The 14,760-nt window shown below is 66.4% G+C and carries 16 protein-coding genes; 6 read left to right on the forward strand and 10 right to left on the reverse strand.

Features of this window, described 5'->3' with window-relative positions; all coding sequences use genetic code 11:
- Nucleotides 1-41 precede the first annotated feature (41 nt).
- From gspD to gspG, 5 genes are read right to left on the reverse strand one after another with little or no spacing between them, the layout of a single operon-like run.
- On the reverse strand, nt 42-2,435 hold the full coding sequence (gene gspD / locus AC3WK8_RS19170) for a type II secretion system secretin GspD (protein WP_103325542.1): 2,394 nt from the start codon (nt 2,433-2,435) through the stop codon (nt 42-44).
- Nucleotides 2,432-2,998: a type II secretion system protein M gene (locus AC3WK8_RS19175; protein WP_085598293.1), complete on the reverse strand. Its 567-nt coding sequence runs from the start codon at nt 2,996-2,998 to the stop codon at nt 2,432-2,434. Before AC3WK8_RS19175 ends, gspD begins: the two co-directional genes overlap by 4 nt.
- Nucleotides 2,991-4,211, reverse strand: a complete 1,221-nt coding sequence (gene gspL, locus AC3WK8_RS19180) for a type II secretion system protein GspL (protein ID WP_085598294.1) — start codon at nt 4,209-4,211, stop codon at nt 2,991-2,993. The genes AC3WK8_RS19175 and gspL overlap by 8 nt, the downstream gene beginning before the upstream one ends.
- On the reverse strand, nt 4,208-5,191 hold the full coding sequence (gene gspK / locus AC3WK8_RS19185) for a type II secretion system minor pseudopilin GspK (RefSeq protein ID WP_103325543.1): 984 nt from the start codon (nt 5,189-5,191) through the stop codon (nt 4,208-4,210). Before gspK ends, gspL begins: the two co-directional genes overlap by 4 nt.
- Before the next feature lie 7 nt (nt 5,192-5,198).
- The gene (gspG, locus tag AC3WK8_RS19190; RefSeq protein ID WP_085598408.1) at nt 5,199-5,678 is read right to left on the reverse strand and encodes a type II secretion system major pseudopilin GspG; all 480 of its coding nucleotides are present in this window, start codon (nt 5,676-5,678) and stop codon (nt 5,199-5,201) included.
- A gap of 247 nt (nt 5,679-5,925) precedes the next feature.
- Here gspG and gspI point away from each other — a divergent pair, with 247 nt between their 5' ends.
- On the forward strand, nt 5,926-6,312 hold the full coding sequence (gspI, locus tag AC3WK8_RS19195; RefSeq protein ID WP_022644108.1) for a type II secretion system minor pseudopilin GspI: 387 nt from the start codon (nt 5,926-5,928) through the stop codon (nt 6,310-6,312).
- Nucleotides 6,313-6,315: 3 nt separating this feature from the next.
- On the opposite strand, the gene AC3WK8_RS19200 is transcribed toward gspI, so the two are convergent.
- The gene (locus AC3WK8_RS19200; protein ID WP_103325544.1) at nt 6,316-6,750 is read right to left on the reverse strand and encodes a type II secretion system protein N; all 435 of its coding nucleotides are present in this window, start codon (nt 6,748-6,750) and stop codon (nt 6,316-6,318) included.
- 118 nt (nt 6,751-6,868) lie between these two features.
- Between AC3WK8_RS19200 and gspH the strand changes: the two genes are divergently transcribed.
- Both gspH and gspJ read left to right on the forward strand, forming a co-directional pair.
- Nucleotides 6,869-7,330 (forward strand): type II secretion system minor pseudopilin GspH, encoded by a 462-nt coding sequence (gene gspH / locus AC3WK8_RS19205; protein WP_022644106.1) that lies wholly within the window; start codon nt 6,869-6,871, stop codon nt 7,328-7,330.
- Nucleotides 7,327-7,938, forward strand: coding sequence for a type II secretion system minor pseudopilin GspJ (gene gspJ, locus AC3WK8_RS19210; RefSeq protein ID WP_085598300.1), 612 nt, complete (start codon nt 7,327-7,329; stop codon nt 7,936-7,938). Before gspH ends, gspJ begins: the two co-directional genes overlap by 4 nt.
- Before the next feature lie 108 nt (nt 7,939-8,046).
- Here the strand turns inward: gspJ and AC3WK8_RS19215 are convergent, their stop codons facing one another.
- The 3 genes from AC3WK8_RS19215 to AC3WK8_RS19225 are packed head-to-tail and all read right to left on the reverse strand — an operon-like array spanning nt 8,047 to nt 10,285.
- Nucleotides 8,047-8,997 (reverse strand): FecR family protein, encoded by a 951-nt coding sequence (locus tag AC3WK8_RS19215; protein ID WP_085598302.1) that lies wholly within the window; start codon nt 8,995-8,997, stop codon nt 8,047-8,049.
- 38 nt (nt 8,998-9,035) lie between these two features.
- The gene (locus tag AC3WK8_RS19220) at nt 9,036-9,581 is read right to left on the reverse strand and encodes a sigma-70 family RNA polymerase sigma factor (RefSeq protein WP_053129044.1); all 546 of its coding nucleotides are present in this window, start codon (nt 9,579-9,581) and stop codon (nt 9,036-9,038) included.
- On the reverse strand, nt 9,578-10,285 hold the full coding sequence (locus AC3WK8_RS19225) for an STN domain-containing protein (protein ID WP_404942581.1): 708 nt from the start codon (nt 10,283-10,285) through the stop codon (nt 9,578-9,580). Before AC3WK8_RS19225 ends, AC3WK8_RS19220 begins: the two co-directional genes overlap by 4 nt.
- A gap of 193 nt (nt 10,286-10,478) precedes the next feature.
- On the opposite strand from AC3WK8_RS19225, the gene AC3WK8_RS19230 reads away from it, so the two are divergent.
- Entirely contained in the window at nt 10,479-10,793 is a 315-nt protein-coding gene (locus AC3WK8_RS19230; RefSeq protein WP_085598304.1) for a hypothetical protein, read from the forward strand.
- A gap of 25 nt (nt 10,794-10,818) precedes the next feature.
- Here AC3WK8_RS19230 and AC3WK8_RS19235 read toward each other — a convergent pair whose 3' ends face one another.
- Nucleotides 10,819-11,445 carry an FMN-dependent NADH-azoreductase gene (locus AC3WK8_RS19235; protein ID WP_085598306.1) on the reverse strand — a complete coding sequence of 209 codons (627 nt, stop codon included), beginning with the start codon at nt 11,443-11,445 and terminating at the stop codon, nt 10,819-10,821.
- Nucleotides 11,446-11,769: 324 nt separating this feature from the next.
- Here AC3WK8_RS19235 and AC3WK8_RS19240 point away from each other — a divergent pair, with 324 nt between their 5' ends.
- Together AC3WK8_RS19240 and pdxR are read left to right on the forward strand one after the other, a co-directional pair.
- A complete protein-coding gene (locus tag AC3WK8_RS19240; RefSeq protein ID WP_404942582.1) occupies nt 11,770-13,134 on the forward strand; it encodes a glycosyltransferase family 39 protein in 1,365 nt (454 codons plus the stop codon).
- A 90-nt stretch (nt 13,135-13,224) separates the two neighbouring features.
- The gene (pdxR, locus tag AC3WK8_RS19245; protein ID WP_103325546.1) at nt 13,225-14,658 is read left to right on the forward strand and encodes a MocR-like pyridoxine biosynthesis transcription factor PdxR; all 1,434 of its coding nucleotides are present in this window, start codon (nt 13,225-13,227) and stop codon (nt 14,656-14,658) included.
- Nucleotides 14,659-14,760: the final 102 nt, after the last annotated feature.

Consider the following 14,760-nt stretch of genomic DNA (forward strand, 5'->3'; position numbering starts at 1 on the left):
CCCCGCGCGAAGCAGGCCATGATTCGGACCTGATGCCTGGCTCATTGCACTGGTACCGCGCGAATGGTGGCCCGTATGCCCTGGGGCGCGTCCTGCAACGACACCGGCTGCGCCCCGGGGATCGCCTTGGCCGCCGGCGGCAGTTGCGGCAGCGGCATGTCCGGCATCGCCCAGCTGTGCTCGGGCTGCAACTGGCCCTGGGCCCGGCGCATGAAGTCATAGCGGTTGAGGGTGATGCTGCGCCCCGCGCCGCTGTCACGAATGATGTAGGGCCGCAGGAACACCATCAGGTTGGTCTTGTTGATGCTCCGGCTTTCGTTGCGAAACAGCGCTCCCAACCCGGGAATGCTCGACAGCCACGGCACCGCGTCGTTGCTCTGGGTGTAGCCATCCTGCAGCAGGCCGCCGAGCACCATGATCTGCCCGTCGTCGAGCAGGATGCTGGTGTCGATCGCGCGCTTCTGGGTCACCGTGCCGGCCGCCACCGAGGCCCGCGCATCGATGCTGCTGACCTCCTGGTAGATATCCAGCTTGACCGTGCCGCCCTCGGAAATCTGCGGCCGCACGTTGAGCTTGAGCCCCACTTCCTCGCGCTGCACCGTCTGGAACGGGTTGTTGCTGTTGCCGCCACCCCCGGTGACATAGCTGCCGGTGACGAAAGGAATGGTCTGGCCGACGAAAATGCTCGCGGCCTCGTTGTCCAGGGTCAGAAGGTTCGGCGTCGACAGCACGTTGGAGCCGCCCTTGCTCTTGAGCGCCCGGGCCAGGACCTTGAGGTCCAGCACCTTGCCGATCCCCGGGATGTCCACGGTGCCATTGACCACACCGATGTTCAGCCCCTTGGGCAACACATCGATGCTGGTCTTGCTGCCCGGGTTGCCCACCACGCCGCTGCCGCCGAGGTTGACCCCGCCAAAACCACCCTTGCCCCCCAGGTTGCCGGCCTGCCACTGCACGCCGAATTCGTTGGCGTCGTCTTCGTTGACCTCGACGATCAGGCTCTCGATCACTACCTGGGCGCGGCGCTGGTCCAGTTGGTCGATCACTTCCCGCAGGTTGCGATACAGCGGATCAGGCGCGGAGATCAACAGGGTATTGGTGGTGGCATCGGCCTGGATGGTTACGCCACCGGCGCTAAAGGCGGTGTTCTGGTCGCTCTGCTGGCCATTGCTACCCAGGCCGCTGCTACTGCTGCCACCCTGGCCGTAACCCTTGGTGGCGCCGCTGCTGCCGGTGCCCAGGCTGCTATTGCCGGAGGTGCTGGCGCTGTTGCCGGTCTGGCTGCTGCCCTGGCCGCTGCCGGTGCCGGCGCCCATGCCGCTGAGCATGGCCCGGGCGCCATCGTTGCCGCCGCTGTCGCTTTCCCCGGTGAGCAGGCCACGCAGGGCCTGGGCCAGCTTGCCGGCCTGGGCATTGCGCAGGTAGACCACATGCAGGTTGCTGGGGTTGCTCTGGGCGTTGTCCAGCTTGTAGATCAGGTTGCGCGCCAGCTCGGTGCGCTCGGGGCTGCCGGCGCGGATGATGATGGAATTGGAACGCGGATCGCCGATCACGCTGATCTTCTGGGTCTGGTCGCTGCCCTGGCTTTCCAGCAGCTCGGAAACCATGGTGGCGATGTCCACGGCGATGCCGTTCTGCACCGCCACCACATCGGTGTCGATGGCACTGGGGGTGTCGATGCCATTGATGATCTGCGCCACCCGCTGCAGGTTCTCGGCGTAGTCGGTGACCACGATGGTGTTGTTGCCCGGGTAGGCATTGATCGGGTTGTTGGGCGAAACGATCGGCCGCAGTACCGGGATCAGGTTCACCGCGTTTTCGTATTGCAGGCGGAAGGTGCGGGTCAGCATGCCGTTGCCGGCCGGCTTGTCGGCGCTGTAGATCGGCCCGCCCAGCAGCTTGGCATCGGCCTCTGGCACTACCTGGGCCACGCCGCCGACGTCCACCATGCTGAAGCCCTGCATGCGCAGCGCCGCCAGCAGCATGTCGTAGGCCTGGTGCGCCGGCACCTGGCCCTCGCTGACCAGGGTCAGGTTGCCCTTGACCCGTGGATCGACCAGGAACTGCTGGCCGGTGGAGCGGGACAAGGCCCGCACCACCGCCTGGATGTCGGCCTCGACGAAGTTCAATTGCACGGGCTGGTCACCCAGCGGATTGCGCGGCACGCTGGTGCTGCGCGGCGTGGCCTGGGCCCGACTGTTGGTGACCGGATGCAGCACCTTGGGCCGCTGGGCCTGTTGGGCCTGCAGGCGCTGGCGGTCGGCCAGGGCATCGCCACCGCGCCGGGTATCGGCCAGGGGCTGGCCCAGTTCGCTGTCCACCAGCGTCGGCTGTGGCGGGGTGGACTGGGTGGTGCTGCAGGCCCCCAGCGCCAGCAGCAGGAAAGGTGCGGCCTTGCGACACTGGCGCACGTATTTGGAACCTGACCACTTCATGAAGCTTCCTTAGCGCCCTGCGCCTGATCCATGCGAACGGTCCCGGACAGTGTGCCTGCCGAGTCATCGGCGGCGGCCGTGCCTGCGCGTTGCAGGCGAGCCTCCACCACCTGTAGCGAAAGCTGCCGGGGCGAGCCCAGCAACCAGCCGACCACGGCATCCGCCGGGGCCTGCTCGAAGGTCAACCGCCAGCTCTCGGGGCCGGCTTCATCGCTCTGCTGCAATTGGTAGTGATCCTTGAGGCCAGCCCCGTCCAGGGTCTGGCGCAAGGCCTGTTCCAGATCGGCTCCAGCCACCTGGCCCGGGCCCGCCGCCACTTCGTGCAACAGCACCTCCAGGGCCTCGGCCTGGGACCGCAGCTTGGGCGTCTCGACCTGCCAGTAGTCGATCTTGCGCAGGGCCGGCTGGATCAACAGCGACCAGCCCAGCAAGGCCAGCAGGCCGGCGGCGGTGCCGGCCAGCAAGCGCTTCTCGCGCAGGGCCAGGCTGCTCCAATAGGCCCGGGCGCGGGTTCGCAGCGCGCTCCAGCGAGCCCGGTACTGTGCCAACAGGGCTTTATTCATCATCGTCGCCCTCCGGGGTTTCCATGGCGTCGGCGGAACGCGTGCCAGCAGGAGCCAGGGTCCAGCCATTGGCCTCGCGCTGGACGCTGTAGCCGGCCTGGGTCAGTGCGCCCTGCCAGCTGTCATCGGTGACTCGCGGTGCATCGGGCAGCATTTCCAGCTGCAGGCGCTCCTGGGCATAGCTCAGGCTCTGGACACTGCCGACCATGAACGGCATGGCGCTGGCGGCCTGCTGCAACAGGCTGGCAAAACCCTGGGCCGGATCCCCCGTCGAGCCGCTCTGCCGAGCCTCCAGTTGCTGGCGGGCCTGCTGCAGTGGATTGAGCACCACCGGCAACTCGGGGAACACTTGGCGCACCCTCTGGTTCATCTGGGTCTTGAGTCGTTGCCCCTGCTCCGCTTCACGTGCGGCATACAGGTTCAGGCCCAGCACCCAGACCGCCAACGCCAGGGCGCAGCAGCCCAGGGCCCGGCCCCAGCCCTTGGCCGCGACACGCCCGGGCAACGCCCCGGCATGCAGGCTCCAGGCCGGGACAGCGCCGTTCCAGCGTTGCTCGGCCGGCTGCTGGGCGATCCCCGCCGGCGCCTGGTCACCGATCCAGGCCAATTCGCCAGCCGTGCCGCGCAGCTGCTCCAGGCTGGCCGGCAAGGCGCCGTCCGCGTCCTGCGCCAACAGCGGTTGAACGCTGCCCAGCGCCAAGCCATGCCGCAGGACCAGCAAGCCATCCACGGCACACAGGTTCAGTTGTCCGGGCGCTGGTACCGCCAGGGCATAGGGCGCCGGGTACAGGCCCTGCAGCTTCAGGCCGGCCTGTTCCAGCCAGCGTCCCAGGGCCTGCAACTGCTCCAGCGGCAGCCAGCCCAATGCCACTTGGCCGTCGGCCTCACGCGGGCCGTGGGCTATATGCATCAGCTCGATGGGACCGAGGATCAGCGCCTGGGCGGCACAAGCCACCGCCGCCTTGATTCGCGCCGGCGGCAGTTGCGGCAACTCGATGCTGGTCAACAGGCTGTCCTGGGGGTGCAGGAAACACTCCACCGGCAGTGGCTTGGCGCCTTTGCCCATGGCCCCCAGTTGCTCCAGGGGGCAACGTCCGCTGGCGCTGACCCGGCCATGGCGGTCCAGGCGGGCAAAATCCACTGGGTGCTGCACCGGATAACCGGCCTGGCCCAGCTCAGCCAGGCTCGGCAAGACAATGCGCAAGCGGCTCATACGCCCACCCGCGACCAGATAACCTGGGGCATGCGGTCCTCGGGGCGGTGCAGCAGGGCTTGCAGGCTGACCCGGCGCTGGTCGCGGCGAGCCTGGCCCTGGAGCAGGAACCATTCGCTGGTGATGCCGACCCGCACTTGCTCCACCGCCACTTCCGGCATGCGCAGGCGGTTGACGAAATCACCACGGTTGATGAACCAGTGCCCGGCGTCGCGCTCGGCCACCAGGGCCCTGGCCCGCGAGAGCGCCAGGCCCGGCACCACCGCGGCCAACACCTCGGCGGTAGCGGTATTGCCGTTGACCCAGGTATTGCCCGGCAAGATGCTGACGTGCTGGGCCAGGCGCAGCAGCAAGGCTTCGCTCATGCCCGACAGCCCCCGCAGCTCTTCCACGCTGCGCAGCATCGGCTGGCGGGCCGGCAGCACCCGTGCCTCGGCGCCGGGCGAGGTCAGGCGACCACTGTCGAAGGTGCCACGGACCTTGGCAGCACTGTCCGGGCTGTCCAGGCGCTGGGGGTAAGAAGCGATCACCCGCTGGCTGATGCGCCGGCCCAGGGCCGAATCGATGCCGATCAGTTGGCACAGCTGTTCGAACCCCTGCAACTGCACCGCATCCACCTGCCCCTGGAACACCAGGTTGCGCAGGTTGAACTTGCCCTGCTGGTCTTGCAGGCGCCCCTGGAAGGAGTCGTTGAACCCACCCAGCGCCTGGTCGCCGATGGGCCGCGCCCAGGGCTGGTCGAGGCGCGTCAGGACATCGCGCTGGCGCGCATCCCAGAGCAGTTGCCGGCTGTACTCAAGCCCACCCTGCAACACCGCGCTGCCCACCACCCGCCCCTGCTCGGCCTCCACCGTGCGCATGAAGGACGCCTGGCGGGTGAGCATCGCCGCGGCGATCACCGCCACCACCGCGGCGATCAGCAAGGCGCTGATGATGGCCATGCCATGCTGCTTCGCCACACTGGGCGAACGGCTGTTCATGGCCGGCTTACAACTGCCAGGAGCCGATGTCGGCATTCACGCCTTCGCCATCGGGCTGGCCGTCGGCGCCGAGGGAGAATACGTCCACCTCGCCGTTGGCCCCCGGGTTGAGGTAGTGATAAGGATGCCCCCAGGGATCGTTGGGCAAGCGCTCCAGGTAGGAACGCCAGTTGCTGTCCTTGGCATTGGCCGGGCGTTCCACCAGGACCTTCAGGCCCTGGTTCATGCTCGGATAGCTGCCATGATCGAGGCGATACAGCTTGAGCGCCTGCATCAGACCGGCGATGTCCTGCTTGGCCGCAGTGGCACGTGCCTGGTCCGGACGATCCAGGACCTTGGGTACCACCATGACGGCCAGGACCCCGAGGATCACCACCACCACCATGATCTCGATCAGGGTGAAACCGCGCTGGGCACGGCTGCCCCGGGTCCGCGAGCGCCATGCCGAACTGCCGCCGGCGTCTTGGCCGGTGGCCTGGCATACCACACCACAAGCTTCCTGCTCCTGGCCTGGCGAGGCGATCTCCCGGCCTGTCGGCAATGCTCCGCAGGCTTGGGGTGGGGACGTTTCATGCGCGATATCCATCTCGACATTCCTTGGCTTGAGTTCGATTCGTCGCGCAGTGTTGCAAGAAGATATGTCAGTGGTATTGAAAAACCTCGGGAGTTTCGGTCGCCATTCCGTCAAGCCCGCGGGCTAGTCTGCGAGGCTGTTTCCCGGTTTCGAGCAGCCCATGCGAGCGGTGTCCAAACAAGCTGGCTTCACCCTGATCGAGGTCCTGGTAGCCCTGGCCATCATCGCCGTGGCGATGTCGGCGGCAGTGCGCGTGGCGGGCCTCATGACCCAGGGCAACGGTTTGTTGCGCGACAAGTCCCTGGCCCTGCTGGCGGCCCAGAGCCGCCTGGCCGAGCTGCGCCTGGAGGGCAATCTGCATCCGGGCCTGAAGAATTTCGAATGCGACCAGGGCCGGCTCAAGCTGCGTTGCGAGCAGGCGATAGTTCCCGGCATTGCGCCGGGCCTGCTGCGGGTCAGCGTGCAGGTACGCGACCGCAGCCGTGAGGCGCCACCCCTGGCACGGCTGGAGAGCCTGGTCAGCCGGCCACAGGCGCCGCGCCAGTGAGGCTCAGCGGGTCAACCGTGGCAGGGTTGGCGAGTCCGGCAGCTTGCTGACCTTGACCCGCGATTGCTCGCCGCCGCGCTCGATGAGCACGCCATCGGCCTCGATGGCAGCCAGGCGCACGCCCTGGGTCAGCCGTTCACCGGCGAGGAAACTGCGCGCAGGCCCGTCGTTGAGGCTGAGGATGGCCACCGCCCCCCGGGCCCCGGCCATGACCCCCCAGACCTTGATATCCACCTGCGCCGGCTGGTTGGCGAACCACTGCAGGGCCGGGCTGTCGGCACGTGCGGCGAGCACCTGGGGCGCGGCCGTCGGCGTCTGGGACTCGGCCGGGGTCAGCAGCAGCGACGACCAGGTGGCAACACCGGCCAGGGCCGCCAGCAGGGCCGTGTACTGCGATAGCCGGGGGGCTGAAGAAGGGTTGAGCATCGCGCGTAGCATGGGCAGGACCTCCTGTTTGTCCGTCCCCGCAGCCTACAGCTCAATTCTCACGGTTTTATTTCACTGGACGATCATCTGCCTCGGGCAGTCTGGACCCATCGCCAAGGAGTGCAACGTGATGCAGAGCGGCAAGCAACAGGGGTTCACCCTGATCGAACTGATGGTGGTGCTGGTGATCATTGGCATCGCCAGCGCCGCCGTGGGCCTGAGCATCAAGCCCGACCCGCTGCAACAACTGCGCAAGGACGCCGAGCGCCTGGCGCAACTGCTGCAAGTGGCCCAGGCCGAAGCCCGCACCGATGGCCGGCCCATCACCTGGCGGGCCAATGCCAAGGGGTTCGCCTTCGACCGTCCGGCCGATGGCGGCAGCGGCGTCGACGACTTCCGCCATGACAGCCAACTGCGCCCGCGCCGTTGGGATACCGCCGCCATGGACGTGCGCATCGAGCCGCGCCAGCGCCTGGTGCTCAATGCCGAATGGATCAATCCGCCGGTTCGGGTCGTGCTGTCCGATGGTCAGCATAGCTTGTGGGTGGAGCGCACGCCGGCCGGCCAGTTGCGCGTGGTGGAGCAGCCATGAACAGTCGCCAGGAAGGTTTCACCCTGATCGAGGTAATGGTGGCGATCATGCTCATGGCGCTAGTCAGCCTCATCGCCTGGCGCGGCCTGGACAGCGTGAGCCGGGCCGACGCCCACCTCAAGGCCGGCACCGAGCAGACCGAGGCGTTGCTGCGGGCGCTCAACCAGCTGGACCGCGACGTGGCCCAGCGGGCCGCCATCGAGTTGCGCGAGCCGCAGCTTGGTGAAAGCGAGAATGCCGAACCCGAGACCCCGGCGCCCCTGAGCGTGCGCAGCTCCGACAGCAAGGGTTTTCGCCTGGAGGTGATCCGCAGCGCCGCCACCTCTGGCGAAGGCCTGCAAAGGGTGCGCTGGTGGCTCAAGGGCGACACCCTGTACCGCGCGGAGGCCGAGGCCCGCGATCGCTACCCGTTGCCGGCGCCGCGCGACGGCGTGGCGGTGCTGGAGCGGGTCAGCGATCTGCAGGTGCGCGTGTGGAACCCGGATAAAGGCTGGCGCCAGCTTAGCGGCAACCGCCAGGACAACCCCGCCGGCCTGGAGATCCGCCTGGTGCGCCAGACGCCCCAAGGCGAAGAACGCTACCGCCAGGTACTGGGGCCGCTGGATTGAGCCCGGTCCTGGAGCACTTGGCGGACACCGGCGGTGGGTCAGGTCCGTCGAGATCCACGGTCGCGTAGCGGATATCGGCGGCAGCTCAGGCCGAGCGCGGAGACGGTATCAGCTGAGCAGGACCACGCCGCCAGGCAACTCGGTGCACTTGGCGCCATAGGCGTCGCGGATCAACAGCGCCACGCCGGCCAGTTGATTGAGGTTGAAACGCGCCTGGACCTTGCGTTTGCCGAGCTCGGCATTGAGCAATACCAGCATCCCGGGACGGTAGCGGTTGATCTCGCGGACCACGGTATCCAGCGTGGCGTTGTCGAACACCAGCACCTGCTCGCGCCAGGCGAGCACTGCATGGGGGTCCACCGCCACTGGCTGGCCCACGCCACGCTCGTCGTAGGTCAGCTGGCGGCCGCTGTCCAGGCGAATGCTGCGCCCGGCCACCTCCACCTGCAGGCTGCCCTCGATACAGGTCACGCACACCTGGCGCTCGGTATTGCGCAGGTTGAAACGCGCCTGGCGCGCGCTCAGCCAACCGTCCCCGGCCTGGACCTTGAGCGCCTGCACACCCTGGCTGAAGACCTCCACCTCGCCCTCCAGCAACTCGATGCCCTGCTCTCCCGCCGCCAGTTCACGGCGACTGATACGGGTCTGGGTGTTGAGTTCCAGGCTCACACCATCGGCTAGGTCCACCCGCCGCTGCTCGCCGACCTCGGTGGAAAAATCCGCCGTGAGCCCGGCAAAACCGCCGGGCACCGTAATGCGCACCATGAACAGTGCCGCCGAGGCCGCCAGCGCGCCGCCGAGAAAGGCCCGGCGCCCGAAAGTCCGGGAGCGCGCCTGCTGTTCCAGGCGCTGGGCCGCCGGCTGCAAGCCATGCCACAGCGTCTTGGCCTGCTCGAAGGCAGCCGCGTGTTGCGGGCTCTGCGCGCACCACTGGCGCAGCGCCCGGGCGTCGGCCGCGGTGGCCCGGCCCGACGTCAGGAGGACCAGCCAGTCCCGGGCTTCGCTCAGCAGTTGCTGGTCCGCCGAGGCCCGGGGAGAAGAAATGCTAAAGATGTTCAAGCGCGCAGATACTCACGGATTGATCAGGGACTCTTTGTCTAGGACGGTTTTCCGGCCCCGGGACCGAACCGCTGAATGACTTTTCTTTCAAGACGCAGGGCGCAATGGCCCAGGGCAGCCTTGAGTTCCTTCTCCACCATCCGTGTGGAAATGCCGAAGCGCTGGGAGATTTCCAGGTGCGGCGCCTCTTCCAGGCGCGCAGCGATGAAGATCCGCCGGCGGCGTGCCGGCAGCTCGTAGAGGGCCTTGAGCAGGATCTGGATTTCCTTCTGGCCACCCACCACCCGGGAAGGGTCCAGGGCCTCGTCGGCGACCTGCAGCAGCTCCTCGACCTCCTCGCCGGTGAGCAGGCGAGCGTCGGACTGGCGCCGGTCGGCGGCGATGTTCAGGGCCATGCGATACAGGTAGGCGTTGGGTTGGGCGAGGTTCGGCGGCTCTTCCATGCGGTCGACCCGCAGGTAGGTTTCATGCAGGACATCGTTGGCCAGGTCCTCGGATCCCAGGCGCCTGCGCAAGCGCACCCGGAAGTCCTCGTAGGACGTCAGGAACAGCCTGACCATCGCACTGTGCCCGGTGTTCTTCATACCCCGGAAGCTCCTTCCCATTCCTTGCAATCCATGCGTTTCCCTGTCGTGTCCGGTACCAAGAGTAAGGTCAGCGGCTGGCTCAACGAGCTGGGCGCCTGACGCTCGACGCGAATCTGTGCCAGGCGCTGCACCAGCGCCTCATCCCGTTGCCAGTCGCCGGTGCTGCCGACCAGGCGACTGTGCTGCACCCTGCCATCGGCCCCCACCCACAACTGCAACAGCGCCCTGAAGCTGCCCGGCCGTGTCAGCGGCGAAGCGCACAAGCTGCGCTCCACCGCCCGCTGCAAGGCCGTGGCATAGCTGCTGTTGAGCCGCGCCCCGCGCCCGCCGCCCGCCGCAGGTTGCGCCGCCGGCTGGTTGGCCGGCGGCACTTGCAAGGTGAAGGCGTCGCTACGGGCGTAACGAGCCATCAGGCCACTGCCAGCCAGCAAACGGCCGAGCCCCTCGCGAGCGCTGTAGCGCCCCTTGACCCCCACCGAGCGCCGGCCTCGAGCCAATTCCCGGTCCACCAGTACCGCCATCCCGGTGGCACGACTGAACAATTCCAGGGCCTGGGCCAGGTCCTGGGCCGGAATATCCAGCGCCAGCAGGGCCTGGGAATCGACCCGGGGCGGCCCTTGCGGACTGTCCTGGGCCCAGCTTTCGGGCACCTGCAGCCACAACGCGAACCCCAGCACACAGGTCGCCAAGCTCCCGTGCAATGAAGTCCATCGCCCGACCTGCGCTCTGCGTCGCTGCACTGCCTTCCAATCCCTGAAAAGCGTCATCCTGAGGCCAGTTTATGAATCTGGTGTTACGGCCACGGCAAAAAAACCATCACTTTTTCAGCACGGCCTTTGCTCTACACTCGGTCGCTATCGAAGCCCGCTTTCCCGGGCCAGCCAGGAGGCCCTCATGAACCGATTCAGTCTTTATGCCGCAAGCCTGTTGCTCAGCGTCCTGCCTTGGGTGGCCCAGGCCGAGGAAGCACGCGAGGGGTGCGTGGAGGTCAGCGTCGGCGGCTACAAGGCCCCCGACTACAACTGCCTGAGCCGGCAGATGGGCAACGACCCGCAAGCGGCCAAGGCCGCCCGGGCCAATGCCGAGGCGATGCGCAAACCGGTGGAAAAACGCCCGCCGAACCAGCTCGGCCTGTCGACCCCGGCTGCCACCGGCGTGCGCATGGGCAACACCTTCGGCAACTCGGTCACCCCGCAACAGCGTCCTTGAACGGCCAGAGGCTAGCGCCAGTAGCTCAGGCCGCCCATTGCCCGGCTACTTGCCGCAGTTCTTGCCGAGCCCGTTCCAGGGCTTCGCTGCGCGCCTCGGGGTTGGCGAACTGCAACGGCTGGGCATCGACGAACCGTGGATCCTGCACGCCGATGAAGGCAAAGGCGGCCCGCAGCGCCGGGGTCAGCGCATCCATCCAGGCCATGGGAGTGCCCTGGCGCAGGTCGGCGCCACGGCTGGTGAGGAACAGTACCTTCTGCCGGTTCACCTGGCCGACGATCCCGTCCGGGGTGTTCAGGTACGTCAGCTCGGTACGGGTGATGGCATCGATGAAGGCCTTGAAGGTCGAAGGCATCGACCAGTTGTACATGGGCATGGCGAACAGGCAGGCATCGGCCTGCAGCAGGCGCTGACACAAGACATCGGACGCGGCCAGGGTCTCGCGCATCTGCGGCGTGCGGGCCGCCGGCGCGGTATAGGTAGCGATGGCGAACGCCTCGGTGACGGCCGCCGGAGCCTCCCGGGCCAGGTCCAGGTAGTCGATTTCCAGGTCCAGCCCCTGCTCCTGCAACTGTTCGATGAAATAACGGCCCAGGGCACGGGAGTTGGAGCGCTCGCCCTTGGCGCTGGCGTCGACGTGAAGCAACTTCATGGGAATACCTGTATCGCAGAAAACAAGGAGGCCAGCGCGAACGCTGGATGACTGGCCGATCCCGCTGGCGGGCGATCCTGGCAAGTCCCTGTGCGGTATCGGCGCCGAACAGGCTAACGGTCGCCGCGACATTGCCCTATAGCCAATCCACGGGATTCAGGGCAGACCACTCTCAAGCCGGATACTTATACCCGCCTGTAACTTGGCGCCGACTAGATTGCGCGACCATGTTCCGCAGCAGTTCAGCAAGCAGACAGTCATGTTGCTCTATGGTGTCGGACCGATGGCCACCGCATATTTGTATATTCCGGAAGTAACGAGCGCATGAGCAACTTGATGAGACAGGTCAGCCAAAGACCTTGCCTGAGTATCTTTCTAGTAGCGCTTGCGCTGTTCATGGGCTTGCAATACAAGCCTGGAATTCTCAACTACACCACGCGCTTCGTCGACTTTGCCGACTATATGCTCCAGCACGGCATGACGCTGTTTCCCATTGCCGATGATTTGCAGCCCTACCCTGACTACACCATCGCCAACACTTTCCTCATCTACTTGTCCTCACTGCCTTTCGGCCGCCTGTCGATACTGTCGATGGGCCTGCCTTATTGCATCAGCGCGGCACTGATCCTGGTCTTCATCTACAAGCTGGGAGCGCTGCACGACAAGCAATGGGGCCTGTACGGGGTGCTCTTTGCACTGCTGACCTGGGGATTTCTGGATGCGGTCAACTCGCTGGCGCTGGATGTCTATCCCGCATTGGTCAGCGTGGCGTGCTTCTACCTGGCCTACTCCGGCCAGTTGAAGCGCCAGCCCTGGCGCCTGGCCCTGGTATTTGTCGGGCTGGCCCTGGGCTTCATGTTCCGCGGCCCCATCGGCCTGATCGGCCCGGCGATCGTGGTGGGCGGCTATTACCTGCTGAGCCGGCAGTGGCGCATGCTGTTGCTGTTCGGCCTGGTCGCGGGCCTGCTGCTCATCGTCGGCGTGGCCCTGCTGGCGTTTGCCGCCCATGTGCAGGGCGGCCCGGCCTTCATGCATGAAGTACTGATGATGCAGGGCCTGGAGCGGGTCGCCAGCGATCACAAGCCCCGCTACTACTTCTACTTCACTGGCGGCCTGATCACCTATGGCGTCACGGTATTCTTCGCCCTGAATGTTATCTGCAGGAAGTACAAGACATTCTTCGGCGCCCAGCGCCAGGCCGATAGCGAGTTGCTGCTCTACCTGGCGCTATGGTTCGTGGCGCTGATCCTGTTCTTCACCATCCCCAACTCGAAGAAGGCTCGCTATATCGTTTCCATCACCCCCGCCATCGCCTTGCTGGCCGCCTATATCTTCGTCGACAAGAACGATATGTTCGCCCGCGCCAGGAACTGGCTACTGGGGTTCTGCCTGAAGTTGCCCGCCATTGGCGCCGGGCTGGCCGTGGCAGTGTGGATATACAACTTCTACGGTGCCAAGCCGTTACAACCGAACTATCTCGGCGTATTCGCAAGCTTTGTCGTACTCACCGTGGTGCGTTACTTCATCGACCGCAACTACTACGTACATCCCCATCGCCAGTTGATCGTCCTGGCATATGGTGTCGCGGCCTTTCTTGCCCTGGATGCGTTCTTCTTCAACCCCATCACGTTCCACCAGGAACTGGCCATAGAGCCGACCCCCAAGTTCCTGCCCTACTGGTTCTGGTGAGCTTGCCCCGGCTGGCTGGCGGCCGGGCAACTACACGAAAGGCCACGGGACGAGTAACCTTGCGCCGATCAATCAGACCCGGGCATGGCAATGGAACTTCACGTAGTGATCAACGGCCGCAAGGACCTGGCCGAGCAGCTCTACCAGCAACTGCGCGGTGCCATCGACTCCGGGCGCCTGGCCGCCGGCGCCCAGTTGCCTCCCAGCCGGCTGCTGGCCGCGCAATTGGGCATCTCACGCAAGACGGTATCCGATACCTACGCCCTGCTGACCTATGAAAACTACCTGGTGGGCAAGATCGGCCGGGGCACTTTCGTCAGTCCGCGCCCAGTCAAGGCCGAACGCAAGCAGAGTGCCCAGGACCTGGCCTGCGTCCAGAGCCTGGAGCGCTGGCAGACAATCCCCTCGCCGCTGCGCCACCCGACCCTGGAAGGCACCCTGCGCTACGAATTCATCGGTGGCGCCACCACCCGCGCGCAATTCCCCCAGGACCACTGGCGCAGCTGCACCCAGGATGCCTTGCGGCGCATGGCCCAGGCCGGCGGCTTCTACAGCCAGCCGGAGGGCCTGCCGGTCTTGCGCAATGCCATAGCCGGGCACGTGGCGTTTTCCCGCGGGGTGGTGTGCACCGCCCAGGACATCGTGGTGTGCAATGGCGCGCAGCAGGCCCTGGACCTGATCGCCCGGGTGGTGCTCGAGCCAGGCAGCCTGGTGGCCATGGAGGACCCGGGCTATACCCCGGCTCGCCTGCTGTTCCAGGCCCAGGGTGCGCGGGTCGTGGGGGTGCCGGTGGATGCCGAGGGCATCGAGGTGGCGCGAATTCCCGATGGCGTGCGGCTGATCTATGTCACCCCGTCGCATCAGTTCCCCCTGGGCATGCCCATGAGCCAGGCGCGCCGCGAGGCGCTGCTGGGGCGCGCGCAACAGCTGGGGGCCATCGTCATCGAAGACGACTACGACAGTGAGTTCCGCTATGAGGGCCGGCCCACCGACTCCTTGCAGAGCCTGGACAGCCGTGGCGTGGTGGCCTACGTCGGGACCTTCTCCAAAAGCATGCTGCCCCAGCTGCGCCTGGGGTATGCGGTGCTGCCGCCGGCCATCCTGCCGGCGGTGATCAAGGCCAAGCAGCTGTGCGATTGCCATACCCCGACCCTGCCCCAATGGGCCCTGGCCAAGTTCATCGACGAGGGTTACCTGCAAAAGCACATCCGCCGCTGCCACGCGGTGTATGCCGGGCGCCGCGAGCGCATCCTGCTGCGCCTGCAGGGCGACCTGGCGCCCTGGCTGGAAGCGGTGCCCTGCACGGCGGGATTCCATATGGCCGCGCTGTGCAAGGTGCCGGTGGATATTCCGCTGCTGCTGGATCTGGCGAAGAAGGTCGAGGTGGGACTCTATTCGCTGCAGGAGTTCTTCCACGACAGCCCGGTCCGCGAGGGCTTGTTCATCGGCTTCGGCGCCATCGAGACCCTGGACATCGACCCGGCCCTGGACAAGGTGCGCGACATCCTGCAGCAGATCACCTGAGGGGCGGTGGATTGGTCTGCGTGTCTTCGCCGGGATTGGTTATAGGGCCCCCGGCGCCCAGGGCTTAGCCTGAAAGGACATTCCGATCCGCTGGAGAAACCG

It is taken from the genome of Pseudomonas sp. FW507-12TSA (genome assembly GCF_058781435.1).